Source organism: Alcaligenes sp. SJTW-7 (assembly GCF_047716895.1).
Lineage (GTDB): Bacteria > Pseudomonadota > Gammaproteobacteria > Burkholderiales > Burkholderiaceae_B > Alcaligenes > Alcaligenes ammonioxydans.
In genome coordinates, this window is record NZ_CP136682.1 from 3,080,495 (window position 1) to 3,096,015 (window position 15,521).

Annotated in this window: 12 protein-coding genes; 3 read left to right on the plus strand and 9 right to left on the minus strand. The window is 58.8% G+C overall.

What is annotated here, in order from left to right:
• Nucleotides 1–24: 24 nt before the first annotated feature.
• Entirely contained in the window at nucleotides 25–1,629 is a 1,605-nt protein-coding gene (locus RSQ48_RS13960) for a phospholipase D family protein (RefSeq protein ID WP_336580160.1), read from the minus strand.
• 153 nt (nucleotides 1,630–1,782) lie between these two features.
• Between RSQ48_RS13960 and RSQ48_RS13965 the strand changes: the two genes are divergently transcribed.
• On the plus strand, nucleotides 1,783–2,706 hold the full coding sequence (locus RSQ48_RS13965; protein ID WP_059318868.1) for an EamA family transporter: 924 nt from the start codon (nucleotides 1,783–1,785) through the stop codon (nucleotides 2,704–2,706).
• 3 nt (nucleotides 2,707–2,709) lie between these two features.
• On the opposite strand, the gene RSQ48_RS13970 is transcribed toward RSQ48_RS13965, so the two are convergent.
• The 8 genes from RSQ48_RS13970 to RSQ48_RS14005 all read right to left on the minus strand — a co-directional run bounded on the left by RSQ48_RS13970 (nucleotide 2,710) and on the right by RSQ48_RS14005 (nucleotide 13,463).
• On the minus strand, nucleotides 2,710–4,194 hold the full coding sequence (locus tag RSQ48_RS13970) for an NAD(P)H-hydrate dehydratase (RefSeq protein WP_415301905.1): 1,485 nt from the start codon (nucleotides 4,192–4,194) through the stop codon (nucleotides 2,710–2,712).
• Nucleotides 4,195–4,381: 187 nt separating this feature from the next.
• A complete protein-coding gene (locus RSQ48_RS13975; RefSeq protein ID WP_415301906.1) occupies nucleotides 4,382–5,404 on the minus strand; it encodes an XdhC family protein in 1,023 nt (340 codons plus the stop codon).
• A 24-nt stretch (nucleotides 5,405–5,428) separates the two neighbouring features.
• The gene (locus tag RSQ48_RS13980) at nucleotides 5,429–7,099 is read right to left on the minus strand and encodes a TRAP transporter large permease (RefSeq protein WP_039943474.1); all 1,671 of its coding nucleotides are present in this window, start codon (nucleotides 7,097–7,099) and stop codon (nucleotides 5,429–5,431) included.
• Between the two features lie 11 nt (nucleotides 7,100–7,110).
• The gene (locus tag RSQ48_RS13985; protein ID WP_039943468.1) at nucleotides 7,111–7,719 is read right to left on the minus strand and encodes a TRAP transporter small permease subunit; all 609 of its coding nucleotides are present in this window, start codon (nucleotides 7,717–7,719) and stop codon (nucleotides 7,111–7,113) included.
• Nucleotides 7,720–7,923: 204 nt separating this feature from the next.
• On the minus strand, nucleotides 7,924–9,102 hold the full coding sequence (locus RSQ48_RS13990; protein WP_003802220.1) for a xanthine dehydrogenase family Fe-S subunit: 1,179 nt from the start codon (nucleotides 9,100–9,102) through the stop codon (nucleotides 7,924–7,926).
• A 3-nt stretch (nucleotides 9,103–9,105) separates the two neighbouring features.
• Entirely contained in the window at nucleotides 9,106–9,942 is an 837-nt protein-coding gene (locus tag RSQ48_RS13995; RefSeq protein ID WP_059318866.1) for an FAD binding domain-containing protein, read from the minus strand.
• A complete protein-coding gene (locus RSQ48_RS14000; protein ID WP_003802217.1) occupies nucleotides 9,939–12,341 on the minus strand; it encodes a xanthine dehydrogenase family protein molybdopterin-binding subunit in 2,403 nt (800 codons plus the stop codon). Before RSQ48_RS14000 ends, RSQ48_RS13995 begins: the two co-directional genes overlap by 4 nt.
• Before the next feature lie 24 nt (nucleotides 12,342–12,365).
• The gene (locus RSQ48_RS14005; protein ID WP_003802214.1) at nucleotides 12,366–13,463 is read right to left on the minus strand and encodes a TRAP transporter substrate-binding protein; all 1,098 of its coding nucleotides are present in this window, start codon (nucleotides 13,461–13,463) and stop codon (nucleotides 12,366–12,368) included.
• Nucleotides 13,464–13,844: 381 nt separating this feature from the next.
• On the opposite strand from RSQ48_RS14005, the gene RSQ48_RS14010 reads away from it, so the two are divergent.
• Together RSQ48_RS14010 and RSQ48_RS14015 are read left to right on the plus strand one after the other, a co-directional pair.
• Entirely contained in the window at nucleotides 13,845–14,159 is a 315-nt protein-coding gene (locus RSQ48_RS14010) for a non-heme iron oxygenase ferredoxin subunit (protein WP_003802212.1), read from the plus strand.
• 31 nt (nucleotides 14,160–14,190) lie between these two features.
• On the plus strand, nucleotides 14,191–15,468 hold the full coding sequence (locus tag RSQ48_RS14015) for an NAD(P)/FAD-dependent oxidoreductase (protein ID WP_415301907.1): 1,278 nt from the start codon (nucleotides 14,191–14,193) through the stop codon (nucleotides 15,466–15,468).
• Nucleotides 15,469–15,521 lie beyond the last annotated feature (53 nt).

Consider the following 15,521-nt stretch of genomic DNA (forward strand, 5'->3'; position numbering starts at 1 on the left):
AGCTCGCACTGGCAGGAAAACGGCTTACAGCAGCCACTCAATCGGCAGGACGGACAACACACCCACGCCCGCGCGCCGCCAGATGCTGGCATCGGGTTCGGACGTGAACCGGCGCTGGGTGCCGTCTTCATTGAGCTGAATCCACACCAACTCACCCTTGTCGTCCAGTTCCACCCGATAACTGCGGTAAGGCAGCACTTGTTCAAAACTTCTGGACAGGGCCTGCGCCATTTCAGGGCTTTCAATGATGAAACCCAGCTCAGTATTCAAATTGACCGAGCGCGGGTCGAAATTAAAGGAGCCCACAAACAGACGTTTGCCATCAACGGCAAAGGTTTTGGCATGCAAGGCTGAGCCAGAGCTGCCAAAGGGGCCCGAGCCATGACGGGTCGGCTTGTCCATCGTGGGACGCAACTCGAACAACTGCACACCCGCTTCCAGCAAGGCTCTACGCCGCTTCGCGTAACCGGCGTGCACAGCCGTGACGTCCGTGGCGGCCAGCGAGTTGGTCAGAACACGAATCTGCATCCCTGGCCGCTGCATCAGCCCTTCAAACGCCCGCACCCCCGCAGCGGTAGGGACAAAATACGAGGACACCAGATCCACCTGATGAGCGGGTTTGCCCAACAGCTCATCCATTTGCCAAACCAGCAGTTTTTCCGGACTGACCGGCCCGAGGGCCTTGGCCGGATCATCGCTAATCATGGTGGTACGCGCCCACTGAAAATCCAGCTGGCCTTGCACCAAAGCGCTGACCAGATTCGATTCACGTAATATTTGCTGGTACTTTTTGGCGCGGGGCTGTACTTCGGCATCCTGCAACTGCTCCTGAAACGCCGCAAGGGTTTGAGAGCTTTCAGTCTTTACGAGCCGATCGATGGGATACGCAGACTGGCTGGCCCAGTAAAGATCAAAGTCCTTGGAGACCTCCTGCACCACCGCCCCAATCGCCATCACATCCAAATCTGCAAACAGAATGTCCTGCGTGGCGCCAAAATACTCATCACCCACGTTGCGGCCGCCAATAATGGTGACCTGATTGTCCACGGTGAACGATTTGTTGTGCATGCGCCGGTTCAGACGCGAGAAGTCAGTCAGGAAGCCCAGGGGCTTGGGCCAGCGCAACACAAAGGGATTGAACAGGCGCACCTCGATATTGGGGTGGGCATTTATGGCCGCCAGCGTGTCGTCCAGGCCCGTAATGCCATTGTCATCAATCAACAGGCGCACCCGCACACCCCGCTCGGCCGCCTGCATCAACATGCCCAGCATCAAGGTGCCGGTCGTATCGCCGCGCCAGATGTAATACTGCACATCCAGCGTTTTTTGAGCCGCAAACGCCAGCAGGGCACGGGCGGCATACGCATCGTGCGGGTCGAACAACGGATAAATACCCGATAAACCGGGATGCTGCTGTGCCTGAGGGTCCACCGCCCGGCCGATCGCAGTGTCACGAGCCTGCTCCAGAGGCAGCGCTTCGCTGTGGCTGCGTCCTTCCAGAGAGGGCAAGGCACAGCCTGTCAAAGCAGCCAGCAAGGCTCCCCCCGCAATCAGGGTACGCCAGACGCTGGACGCAGCCTGCCCCCGCAAGCGGGGTAACGTTGGCTTTTTGACGGGGTCGATTTTCATGAAGGCATCTCTGTGAACATGGGCATCGTTCCACATAGTAGCACCGCCCTGGCGCCCCAACCGCCAGCCCGTGTCACAATCACCACTTGCAGCCCGTGACAGGGCGGACAACAATAAAGCATCCGCCTATTCTTTAAGCCTGAAACAAGTAGCATGCCCACCGCCCAATCTTCTGCCTTACTGCCCCGCCACCTTGCCATTATGTTGCTGTTAATGCTGGGCAGCTCCTTTGCCGCCAACCATATTGCGGCCAAAGTGGCACTGGACCATGGCACCGGACTGATCATTTCTGTTATTTTGCGCTCGGCTGCCGCCACCCTGGCGCTGAGCGTGCTGCTGATCTGGCGCAAGCAGGCCCTGTACGTGCCACGCCCCTACCTGGGCTGGCAGCTGCTGCTGGGCGCACTGATCACTGTGCAATGCATGTTGATCTATTCCTCCATTGCCCGCATCCCCGTCGCCCTGGCATTGCTGGTGGCCAATATGTACCCGATATTGCTGGCTTTGCTTACCTGGGTACTGGGCGGACACCGTCCCACTCGCAAGACAGCCATCATCATGGTGGCCATTCTGGCAGGCCTGCTGCTGGCGCTGGACACGCCCAGTCTGATCAAAGGCGCCACCGTTGATGCCCAGTGGATTCTGGGCGTGGTGTGCAGTTTGCTAACCGCACTGGCCTTTGCCATTGGCCTGTGGATTACCGAGAACAAACTGGCACCGCTGCCCGGTCTGGTGCGCAGCTTTTGTACGATTAGCCAGACGCTGGTTTGCCTGATTGCACTCAGCCCCCTGGGCCTGCTGCCCGGCGGCTCTTCCCTGCCCCACGATGCGGTAGGCTGGATAGCCCTGTCGTTGGTCTGTGTCCTGTACACCACGGGTTTTGTAACGCTGTTTGTGCTGGCACCCCGCCTGGACATGACCCGCAATGCGCCCTTCATGAATATGGAGCCGGTCGCCTCCCTGATTCTCGGCTGGCTGATCCTTAAGCAGACCCTGAACTCCACCCAACTGCTGGGCGGAGCCATCGTGCTCAGCGGTATTGTCGCCCTGGCCTACCGGCGCACGCCCCGCACGTAAGAATCAGGCGCTGGACAAAAGTCGCTGCCAGACACGCGGCAACACCGCTAGCAGGTCCTCCGGAATCAGCCCAGGACCGAATTCCAGTGCCGCTTGTGAGTGCAGCCAGACTGCGGCCCCCGCCGCTTCAAAAGCTGGCATGCCTTGCGTCAGCAAACCACACACCAGCCCGGCCAGCACATCTCCGCTGCCGCCGGTAGCCAGCCAGGGCGGTGCACAGGCATTGATCAAGGCCCGACCGTCGGGGGCGGCAATAATCGTATCCGCGCCTTTGAGCACCACCACGGCCCCGCATTGGGTGGCCGCCAGCCGCGCCGCTTCCAGACGATCAGGCGCCACGTCAAAGACACGGGCAAACTCGCCTGAATGGGGCGTGAGCACACATTGTTCGTGCAACGCCGCCCATAACTGCTGCGGCTGTTGGGCAAAGCTGCTGATGGCATCGGCATCCAGCACACAAGGACGCTGGGTTGCCAGCAGGGCCAGTGTCAGACGACGGGTTTGTTCTCCCAGGCCCGCTCCCGGCCCCACCAGCCAGGCTCGGATGCGTTGATCGGTGGTCAAGGCGTCATCCCAAGGCGCCACCATGATGCTGTCCATCGCACTGGCATACACCGGCCAGACTGAAGAGGGGACCGCCATGCTGACCAGCCCTGCTCCTGCCCGCTGCGCTGCGCGGGCCGCCAGTCGGCTGGCACCCGTCATGCGTTCGCCCCCCACCACCAGCGCGTGTCCGCGTGTGTACTTGTGACTTTGTGCATTGAGCTGGGGAAGATCGGCCTGCCACAGGGCTGGCTCATTCAACCAGGTATCGGGCTCGGGCAAGGACGGGCCCGGCATGCCAATATCGGCCAGTTCCAACTGACCACACAAAGCCCGGCCCGGATACAAAACGTGACCGGGCTTGTAACGCACAAAACTGACCGTCACCGTCGCGGGAGCGGCCACTCCCTTCACTTGTCCACTGGCACCATCCAGCCCGGAAGGGATATCGATGGCGCAGACGGGCACTTTGGAGTCGGCCAGAGACTGAATCAGCCCTGCCGTCTCACCTTGCACATCCCGATCCAGACCCGCACCCAGCAAGCCATCCACGACGACGGAAAAGCGCCGGAAATCCGGGCACTGACTCTCCCAACGGCCCTGCCATTGGGATTGCGCCCAGGCTGACGTTCCTTGCCGTCGGGATGGGTCTACCAGGCTAAAGACTGAAACCTGTCTTCCCTGCTCACGCAAAATCTGCGCGGCCACCAAGGCATCTGCACCGTTATTCCCCGGCCCACATAGAAACAGCACCGCACCTTGCGGCCAATGGCGCTGCACGGTGCGCGCCACCGCGCCCGCGGCCGCCCGGATCAGTTGCTCGACCGACACTCCAAAACCCGGGGCCGCCCTATCCATGCGGGCGCACTGAGCAGGACTGTACAAGGCCTGTTTTCCTGGGGGCGCGCTCAGGGGCAAAAAACCATATTGGGACACAAAAGGCATAGCGGGCTCACAAAAACAGAAATCAAATCCATTCCTGAGGGCATAGGCGACTGTTGGTCAGCAAGGTTCCAGCACCATGATTCCCAGGTCCGGGGCGGGCCATCTACAAAAAAAAGAACGGGTCACCGCCCGCTCTCTTATCTTAGTGCCAATTGTCCGAATACAACACGCTGGCAGCGCCACCTTCTTAAGCGGAAGTCTGCTCCTGCCTGTCTTTGACAGAAGCTACCGACAGCTCCCGTGGCACCTGCACCCCGTTTTTAACAGCGATGATTTCCGCCATGATGCTGACCGCAATCTCTGCCGGCGTTTTGCTGCCTATATACAAACCAATCGGACCTTTGAGCTTATCGATTTCCTGAGGCGTCAGGTCAAAGTGTTCGGCCAGACGTTCACGACGGCTCTGATTATTGCGCCGCGATCCAATGGCCCCCACGTAAAAAGCACTGCTCTTGAGGGCTTCCAGCAACGCCATATCGTCCAGCTTGGGATCATGCGTCAGGGCCACAATAGCGGTTCTTCGATCCGGCACGCAGGCAATCACTTCGTCGTCGGGCATGCCGCGCACTACCCGTGCTCCGGCCACACTCCATCCCTGAATATGTTCGCTACGCGGATCGCACACTGTCACGTCAAAACCATTGAACAAGGCAATGGTGGCCACGTACTCGGACAACTGTCCGCCGCCGATCAGCAAGAGCCGGTAAGACGGCCCGAACGTCACGGACAAGCGATCTTCGCTTACATGCAAGGCCGCCGGCACACGGGCAGCACTGCTCCAGGCGCGGCCCGTGTGCAAATCCACGTGCCGCTGCACCAAATGGCGCTGCTCCAGCAAGGTCAGCACCTGCGCCAATGCCTGCGGACAAGGGTTGAACTCGACCAGCAGACGGATTGTGCCACCACACGGCAAGCCAAAGCGGTGTGCTTCATCAGCACTGATGCCATAGGTCAGCAGTTGGGGACGGTCCTCATCCTGCCAGCGCTTATCCGCCCCGGCAGTCTCATGGTAAGCGCGGATCAGATCGTCCTCGATACAGCCACCCGAGACCGACCCGACCACCGCCCCTCCTTTTTCCAGAGCCATGATGGAGCCCTCCGGACGGGGGGACGAGCCCCAGGTCTGCACGACGGTGACCAATATCGCGTCCCGTCCCTGTGCGCGCCATTGCTGTAACTGGCGCAAAACCCTGACATCCAGGCTCTCCATACGTGTCTCCTGTCTTTCCCGTGTTTACTTGAATACCGGCATGCCGCCACCCGAATCATCAAAGGGATTCAGGTCGGAGCCGTATTCATCCTGCATTTCAATCGTGACCGTACTCGGATCAACTTTGGCGCCGGTTCCCTTGTAGTGCGTGACCATGCCCGGAAACAGAAGCACCACGGCAATCATCACAATCTGGATACCAATAAAGGGTACGGAGCCCCAGTAAATGTCGCCTGTGGCCACACCCGGGATCTTCTTTTTCGTCACTTTGTCGATGTAATCATCCTTAGGGGCCACCGAGCGCAAATAAAATAGTGAGAAGCCAAATGGTGGATGCATAAAGGATGTTTGCATATTAACGGCTAAGAGCACGCCAAACCAGATCAGATCAATACCCATCTTGTCGGCAACCGGCCCCAGCAAAGGCACGATAATGAACGCCAGCTCGAAAAAGTCCAGGAAAAAGGCCAGCACAAACACCAGTACGCTGACCAGTACCAGAAAGCCGTACTCACCGCCGGGCAGATCAATCAGCAGATGCTCCACCCACAGGTCGCCGTCCACACCCCGGAAGGTCAACGAGAAGATCGTGGAGCCGATCAGAATGAACATGACAAAGCAGGACAGCTTGGCCGTGGTATCCATGGCTTGCTTGAGCAGATCAACACTCAGACGCCGACGACTGACAGCCATCAGAATCGCACCGACCGCTCCCATGGCCCCACCTTCCGTAGGGGTGGCAATGCCCAGAAAAATCGTGCCCAGAACCAGGAAAATCAGTCCCAGGGGAGGAATCATGACAAAGACCACCCGTTCGGCCAGGGTCGACAACAAGCCCAGCTTGAGCCACTTGTTGATCAGGGCCAGCACAAAGGCCACGCCGCCCACCAACAGGATGCAGATAATGACTTTTTCGTCGACTGGCCCGTTCGGGTCTACCCAGTACTCGTCCAGCAGATAGCCGGCCACCAGCGCGATCAACAGCAGCACACACAAAGAGCGTGCGCCGGAACGACCATTGGCCTGGGAGTAAGTGCGGTGCTCTGCCGGAATCGGGGGCACGTCTTTGGGACGCAACACGGCCAGAATCAGAATGTAGAGCAGGTACGAGCCGGTCAACACTAGGCCGGGTACCATTGCGCCACGGTACATATCGCCTACCGAACGTCCCAACTGGTCAGCCAGCACGATCAGCACCAACGAGGGGGGAATAATCTGCGACAAGGTGCCCGAAGCCGCGATCACTCCCGTTGCCAACCTGCGGCTATAACCGTAGCGCAGCATGATAGGCAAGGAGATCAGGCCCATGGAAATCACCGAGGCCGACACCACCCCCGTGGTTGCCGCCAGCATGGCGCCCACAAACACCACCGCAATAGCCAGGCCACCGGGCATGGAGCCAAACAACTGGCCAATCGTATCGAGCAGGTCTTCAGCCATGCCCGAACGCTCCAGAATCAACCCCATGAAGGTGAAAAAGGGAATGGCCAGCAACGTGTCGTTGGCCATGATGCCGAATACGCGCAGCGGCAGTGCCTGAAACAAGGACCAGTTAAACAGGCCCAACTCCACACCAATCAGGCCAAATACCATGCCGTTGGCGGCCAGCGCGAAGGCAACTGGAAAGCCCAGCAGCAGAAAAATAATCAGTGACACGAACATCACTGGCGCCATATTGGCGACAAATAAATCCATCATGATCGGTTTCAGCCTTTGTGTTGTTGCGCTAACTTGGCCTGGGCTTGCCGTGCAATGTCTTCAGCGAGCAATTCCTCAGGCGTTTTTTCCAGCAACTTCTTGTTGGGATTGGGGCAGGCCCCGCGCAAGAAGCCGATGCACTTGATCAGGTGCGAGATTCCCTGCAAGGAAATCAGGGCAAAACCGATGGGAATGATGAGTTTGGCAGGCCAACGGATCAGCCCTCCCGAGTTGGAGGAGACTTCCTGGCTCAGGTAAGAGTCCATGAACACCGGCCAGGACAAGGCCATAATGGCAAGGCAGGCGGGCAGCATGAACAACACCACGCACACGGCCTCAATCACAATTTGCGTGCGCTCGGACAGGCGCGAAGCCAGCACGTCCACCCGCACATGCTCATTGCGCAAGAAGGTATAACCGCCAGTCAGCAGAAAAAGGGCACCAAACAGATACCACTGCACCTCCAGCCAAGCATTGGAGCTGGTATCGAAGAATTTACGTGCGAAAGCGTTATAGGAGCTGATCACGACAACCAGCAGAACCACCCACATGACCACCCGGCCACAGAGCTGATTCAGGCTGTCAATCGCCCTTGATAGTTTGAGTAGAAATTGCATCAATCCCCCAGATTTTCTGCGTTGACGTTAGTTGGAATCTCATTGGACAGGAAACGGGCTGCAGGCTTGTGCGGGGCGCGATCCGCCATCCCTCTGGCGCCGCCTGCTGGCGGCCCCGGTCAGGGGGCGCACGCGCCCCCCGAAGCGATGCGCTCTGTCATCTCCTCAGTCCCGTTTTATTAATCGTTTTGCCTTGTCCAGCGCCTAGGCGCGTCGGAAAAGCCCCTTGAAGCGGTCCCACAAAATGCTGAAAAACATTTTGACCGGATTGAACTCGGCCACCACTGGCTCCTGCCCTTCAGCCAAGGGGTTTTCCAGACGCAGGTTCACGTTTTTGCCGAACTCCGCAATCATGCGACGCACGAAATCCTGTACCAGCCCGGAACGCGAGAACTGCGCCAGCGGCCCTTGCAACGAATACACCAGCTCCACGTGCACGCGGCTGCGCTCTTGACCGTCTGGCTGAACCTGATAGCTGACGTCACCGCGCGCGCGCGATTGACTCAAGGAGTCCACCCCTTCGCCCCGCAACACGGCGGCACGACGCTCGTTGTCTTCTTCCAGCGTGGCATTGCCCTTGAACGCAGCCGACATGGGGCCAAACTTGATCGCGATTTTTCCTTGTACCGTGGCCCCTTCCTGAGACTCGATGATCGCCCCCGGCAGACAAGCCGCCACTTTGGGCAGATCCTTCATGAAAGCCCAAACCTGATCGGCCGGGAAACGGGCATCAAAACCACCTTGAATGGCTTGCCCCTTGCCCTTGTCGGCATTACCGGGCGCAGCCGCAGCCACCGGAGCGGGCATCTGCGCTTCTTCCTGGACAGCGTCAAACGTCGTAAAGCTGTTCTGGTCCCAGTCTTGCGGCACGTTCTGCACGACAGCCGCGCGCAAGGCTTCCACCTGGGCATCGGGCTGATCGCGCAAGGCCTGCAGCACGGACAAAATGGCGGCCGTAATGCCTTGATAGCCAGTGCAGCGGCAAATATTGCCGGACAGCTCAATACGCACACGGGCTTCGTCCGCGTCGGGCAAACGCAGCACAATGTCGCGGCTGGTGGCCAGCATGCCAGGCGTACAGAAGCCGCATTGCAAGGCGTGTTTTTCCGAAAAAGCCGTACGCAGACGGCTCATGATCGGATCGTCGTCGTAGCCTTCTACGGTGGTGACTTCGTGTCCATCACAAGCACCGGCAAACGTAATGCAGGAGCGCACTGGACGGCCATCCACCAGCACCGTACATGCGCCGCACACACCGTGTTCACAGCTCAGATTGGTGCCGGTCAAACGACTTTTTTCACGTATGAAATCACCCAGATGGGTGCGTGGCTCGGCCTCGTGCTTTTGCTGGCGACCGTTAACTTGAATCGAAATTTCTGCCATGTCTTAACCTTTCACGCCCAGCGCCTGCTTCAGGCTGCGCTCTACGACCGTACGGAACAGCACCTGATGGGCCTCATCCCGTTGTGCCAGATACGGCTGCAAGGCCGCTGCAATCGTGTCCCCGTCCAGAACGGCCGCTCCTTGTGCCGCCACCTTGACAGCCAGTTCGGGCACGGAGCGCGGCGCGCCTTCCATTGCCCCCATCACCACTTTGGCGATGCGCGTGGCCGGATCGAAGTAACAGGCACAACTGGCATCGGCAAACTCGCCCACTTTACGGGTGAACTTGTAATAGCCCCAGCGAGCCGAACCTGATACCTCGGGCACATCCACGGACTCGATGAACTCACCGGCCTCCAGCACCGTGGTATAGGCGGCCAGCATGAATTCACTCATGGGCACGCTGCGGCTACCGTGGGGACCACGCACATTAATGCGTGCGCCCAAGGCGGTACAGGTCAGCACCCAATCGGCAGCTGGGTCTGCATGCGCGAGACTGCCGCCCAGGGTGCCACGATTGCGCACGCCCCGGTACGCGATACGACCGGCCACTTTCTGCATCATGTGACCGCGCAGCAGCTCGTGGACCCCGTCCTCAATCTCGGCATGCGTGACGGCGGCACCAATACGCACCCATCCCTGTGCAGCCTGTACCTGACGCAGCTCCGGCACAGCCGACACATCCAGAACACGGCCGGGACGCACCAAACGCAGATTCAACATAGGGCCCAGAGACTGGCTGCCCCCCATCAGGCGCAGCGCCGACGGGTCGCTGCCATAGGCTTGCTGGATCTGTTTCAGGCTGCGGGCCTGTTCGTATTCAAACTTGGCGGCCTTCATGCCTGCACCTCCGACACGGGCTGTTTGTATTGCTGAGTGGCGCACGGGGCGGCGGCGCGAATGGCGCTCAGCAGCCGATGCGGTGTCACAGGCGTATGCGAGACCTGTGCCCCCGTCGAGCGCAATGCATTATTGATGGCGGACATGATGGCGGCCGGCGGCGCAATCGCCCCACCCTCTCCCATGCCCTTGGCACCGAACTCGGTATTGGGCGAGGGGCTTTCCATGTGTTCGATATGGATATTGGGCACTTCGCAGGCACCTGGCATGACATAGTCGGCCAAGGTCGATGCCAATGGCTGCCCGAACTCGTCGTAAGGCATCTCTTCATACAAAGCGGTGCCGATCCCCTGGGCAATCCCGCCAATCGTTTGCCCTTCCACAATCATGGGGTTGATCATCACGCCACAGTCTTCGACCACCACATACTTGAGCACCTCCACCCCGCCCGTGCGCGGATCAACCGCCACCACCACGGCATTGCTGGCATAGGTAAAACTGCCGGTATCGACCTTGGGCTTGTAACCCACGGACAGTTCCAGACCCTGCGGGTCCACATCCTCTGGCAAATACTGCGGGTTGATGTACCAAGCATCAGCCACTTGAGCGATGCTGACCTGACGACCCTGGGCGCTGAACGTGTCGCCCTGATGCTGCAGACTGTCCTCATCGGCATTGAGCATATGGGCGGCAATCTTGCGCACACGCGGCAGCAATGCCTTACAGGCTTTCGAGACTGCGCCGCCCGACATCACCAGCGAGCGCGAGGCGTAAGTGCCGGTGGAAAACGGCGTGCGGCCGGTATCCCCATGCACCACTTTGATGCGTTCTACGGCAATGCCCAGGATTTCGCTGGCGATTTGAGCAAAAGAGGTTTCCATACCCTGGCCATGCGAATGCACTCCCACGCGCACCTCCAAACCACCATCCGGCGTCATGCGGACAAAGGCCTGGTCGAAACCGGGAATGACTGCTGTCCCCCAGCTGGCAAACACAGAGGTGCCGTGCGCGGACTGTTCGGTGTAGGACGCCACCCCCAGACCAATAAGGCGGCCATCCGGTTCGCCCTGGGCCTGACGCGCCAGTACCCCATCCACATCGACGGCCGCCAAGGCGCGGCGCAGGCTTTCCGGGTAATTGCCCGAGTCGTAGTGCTTATTGGCCACGTTGACATAAGGCATTTGTCCGCCTTGCACCAGATTCATCAGGCGGATTTCCCACGGGGTCTTGCCTACCGCCAGCGCGATCTGATCCATCATCTGTTCAATGGCCAGGCAAACACCCGTGCGGGCAACGCCGCGATACGGCATAAAGCCCGGCTTGTTGGTTCCCACGCCGCGCGTGCGGCAGCGGTACCCCCGAAAATCGTAAGGGCCGGGCAGATTGCCCAAGGCTTGACCGACCTCCAGACCCACCGTAAAGGGCCAGACGGAATACGCTCCGCCATCAATATCAATTTCGGCATCCAGAGCCAGCAAACGGCCTTCATCGCTGATGTGTGCTTTGAGCCGGTACTGGTGCTCCCGGGTATTGGCCCCCGCAATCAAATGCTCGCGGCGGTCTTCCATGAAACGGAACGGCTTGCGAAAGGTCTTGGCCAGCCAGGCCACACACAGCTCTTCCTGATGCAGCACGCACTTATAACCAAAGGCACCGCCCACATCAGGAGAAATCACACGCACCTGCGCCTGATCCATCCCCAGGAACTGGGCAATACCGGTGCGGTGCATGTGAGGGATCTGACTGCCGCAATACACCACCAGTTGATCGGCCTGGAAGTCCCAATACGCCAGTACCGCTTTGCCTTCCATCGGCAACATGCACTGTCGCGACAGACTGACCGAATGCTCGATCACGCGGTCGGCACGGGCGGCATGCTCTTCAAAAGCAATGTCTGAGCGCAAGGTCACAAATACATTGTCCTGCCAGCCTTCATGCAACAGCTCACCTTGCGCGGCCAAGGACGCCTGAACGCTGCCATAGACCGGCAACTCATCGTACAGAGCCTCTATCTGCTCCAGAATGTCCTCAGCCACGGCACGGCTTTCACCAAAGGCCAGGGCAACGGGTTCGCCAACATAGCGCACGCTGCCCAAGGCCAGCGGTGGCATGCGGGAGGACTGATAACTGGGCAGGGTGGAAGCGGCGTAAATATCCTGACAATCGGGCATATCGGCGCGGGTAATCACCTGCGCACGTGCCCTGTCTTCAATATTGATCTGACGAATTCGGGCATGGGCCATGGGACTGCGCAAGAAGGCGACTTCCTGCAGCCCCGGCATGGTCATGTTGCCGATGAAGTTGCCCCGGCCATTGAGATGGCGCGCATCCTCCTTGCGAAGAACGCGCGCGCCCACTCCTTGGCCACCCAGGCTTGACGGGTGACTGTGCTGACTCATTTCACTACCTTAAGAATGTACTGCTTAACCGCGCTTGCCCAACTCGCTGAAAGTGAAGTTGTCCAGGGCGCTTTCTGCCACCCGGAACCAACTGGCTTCCTGCTCCTGGAAGGTCTTCCAGCTTGGATAAATCTTGGCAAAATCGGCGTTGCTATCCGACAACTCCTTCCACAGCTCCTGAGACTTGTCGTAGGCAGCCTTCATGACGTCTTTGGGGAAGTAGCGCAGTTTGGCGCCATCGGCCACTAGCTTGCGCAGGGCGCCGGGGTTCAGGGCATCGTATTTGGCCAGGCACAGCATGGACTGCTCGTTACAGGCGGTCTCGAAAGCAGCCTTGAAATTGGCAGGCAATGCTTCCCAGGCATCTTTATTGACCATGGAGGTCAAGGACGCACTGCCTTCAAACCAACCGGGGGAATAGTAGAAGGGAGCAACTTTGTTCAAGCCCAGCTTTTCGTCGTCGTAAGGCCCAATCCACTCGGCAGCGTCAATCGTGCCTTTTTCCAGCGAGGAGTAAATATCGCTGGGAGGAATCTGCTGAGGCACCGCGCCCAGTTTGGACAAGACCATGCCGCCAATTCCACCGATGCGCATCTTCAGGCCCTGCAGACTTTCCAGGTCCTTGATTTCCTTGCGGAACCAGCCCCCCATCTGCACGCCCACGTTACCGGCTACAAAGTTCACGATGTTGTATTGGCTGTACATGTCACGCAGCAATTTCAGGCCGCCACCGTAGTGGATCCAGGAATTGTGCTGACGGGCATTCATGCCAAACGACAGGCCAGTGTCAAACGTCACGGCGGTGTTCTTGCCCACAAAAGCGGTACTGAGCACGTGATTGCATTCGACGGTACCATTGCTGATGGCATCCATATTCTGCGCGTAAGGCACCAGTTCACCACCGGGAAAAGCGCGAATCTCGAATTTGCCCTCGGTCAGTTCGCTGACACGTTTGCACAGTGCCTCGGCCGAGCCATAAATGGTGTCCAGGCTTTTGGGCCAGCCGGTGGACATGCGCCAGCGCACGGTGGGACTGTTTTGTGCAATTGCAGGGGCAGCTACCGCTGCCAGACCCGCACCGGCGACCGTTGCCGATTTCAACAGAAAACTACGACGCTCCATCACTCACCTCTTTGTATTTTTTAATGTATTTACACCCCTTGCTCGACAGGGGTCTGGGTTGTGCCCGCCAGTCTGGCCTGATGCCCGGACAGCAGCGGTCCAAACCTTGCCAAACCGTCCCCCCCGAGGGGCCAGACGGACGTTCCAAGCGGTGTCACTGCCCTGTGAAATTCACATTTACCGCTTCGATAATAGTAAGTGTGCTGATTAATTAATTTTTGGTCAAGCAGGGAAACTACTGACGCATGTCCTTGATGGGATAAAGGAAAGACGCATCAATAGCTTAAGCCTCAACTAGCGCAATCCCTTATAAAAACGATATTTTATTTTTCAATTTATACAGTATACTGACTAAATTGAATGCATAATCTGGAGACGACTTTGAACTGGATAAAAATTTCCGAAACCGACGCCATCGACAACGAAGAGTCCCTGGCTATCGACTGGCAAGGCAAGAAATTGGCCCTGCATAAACTGGACGACGAGTTCTACCTGACCGACAACGTCTGTACCCACCAATATGCCCTGCTCTCTGACGGCTATCTGGAAGATGGCTGTGTGGAATGCCCCCTGCATCAGGCCAAGTTCTGTTTGCGCACGGGCAAGGCCATGAACGCGCCGGCCACGGTGGATATCAAGGTCTATCCGTTACGCATTGAAGGCAATGATATTTTGGCCGACCTCAGTCAGGCCTGAGTTTTTTCCAGCGGACGAAACCAGCAACATCATGGCACACCACACCTCCGTACTGATCATCGGCGCAGGCCAAGCGGCGTCGGTACTGGCACGCGAACTGCGCGGCCTGGGCTATAGCGGCAGCATTACCGTGGTAGGGGAGGAGACTCACCTTCCCTACGAGCGCCCACCACTGTCCAAAGACGTGCTCAAAGCCAGCGCGTCCACCGAAAGCGTTTTCCTGCAAAAGGCCGAGTTCTATCAAGAACAGAATATTGAGCTTGTACTGGGCACCTCGGTGCACTCTCTCGATTGTGCGTCACGCCAAGCCCACCTGAGCAATGGTCAAACCTGGAGTTTTGAACACGCCGTGCTCGCCACGGGCGGCGCGGCCCGCGAACTGGCGCTGCTGCCTGCGACCCAGGCTAACGCCTTGTACCTGCGCACGCTGGATGATGCCTTGCGTGTGCAGGCCCGTTTGCATCCAGGCGTGCGTGTGCTGGTGATTGGCGGAGGCTTCATGGGTCTGGAGCTGGCCTCGACCGCCCATGAAACCGGTGCACAGGTCACCGTGGTTGAGGCAAATGAGCGCTTGCTGGCCCGCAACGCCCCTGCCCTGCTATCGCATTGGTTGCTGGAGCGCTTTGAATCGCAAGGTATCACGGTATGTTTGGGCCAGGGGGTAAGCCAGGCTCATTTTGCAACGGACAAGGAACATCCGGTTGAACTGGAGCTTAAGGATGGTCAGCGTTTACAGGGTGATGTAGCGCTGGTCGCCGCTGGCCTGACCGCCAACTCCGCCTTGGCCCGAGCCAGCGGCATTGCCGTAGACGAGATGACCGCCGGGATTATTGTGGATCGTCAGGGCCGCACCAGTGTGGCGGGCATTTATGCCGCAGGCGATTGCACCACACAGATTTGCCCCGACACGGCGGTGCGCACTCGCACGGAATCCTGGCAGAACGCCAACGAGCAAGCCCGTCAGGTGGCCCATGTGATTGCCGCACAGCCAGCGCCTGCCGCGCCCGTGAGCTGGTTCTGGACAGATGTGCTCGGTTGCAACATTCAGATGCTCGGTCAGGGCAGTCCGGATCTGGACTATCAGGTACGCGGCGTCATGGACAGCCAGGCCGATGCCATCAGCTTCATGCTATTGGCTTTCGAAGGCCCCTATTTGCGACATGCAATCGCCGTCAATGCCGGAGCGGACTTGCGCGCCTTGCGCAGCATCATGGAGCAGAACGTGCCCGTCGATCCAGCTATCGTGCTGGACCCATCGACCAAGCTGCGCCAGTACGTGAAAGAAGCGCTGCGTACAGCCCACGTCTAAAAAACAGAAGCGGCCTGCGCCGCCTTGTCATCACGATTCATTAAAGAGTTATC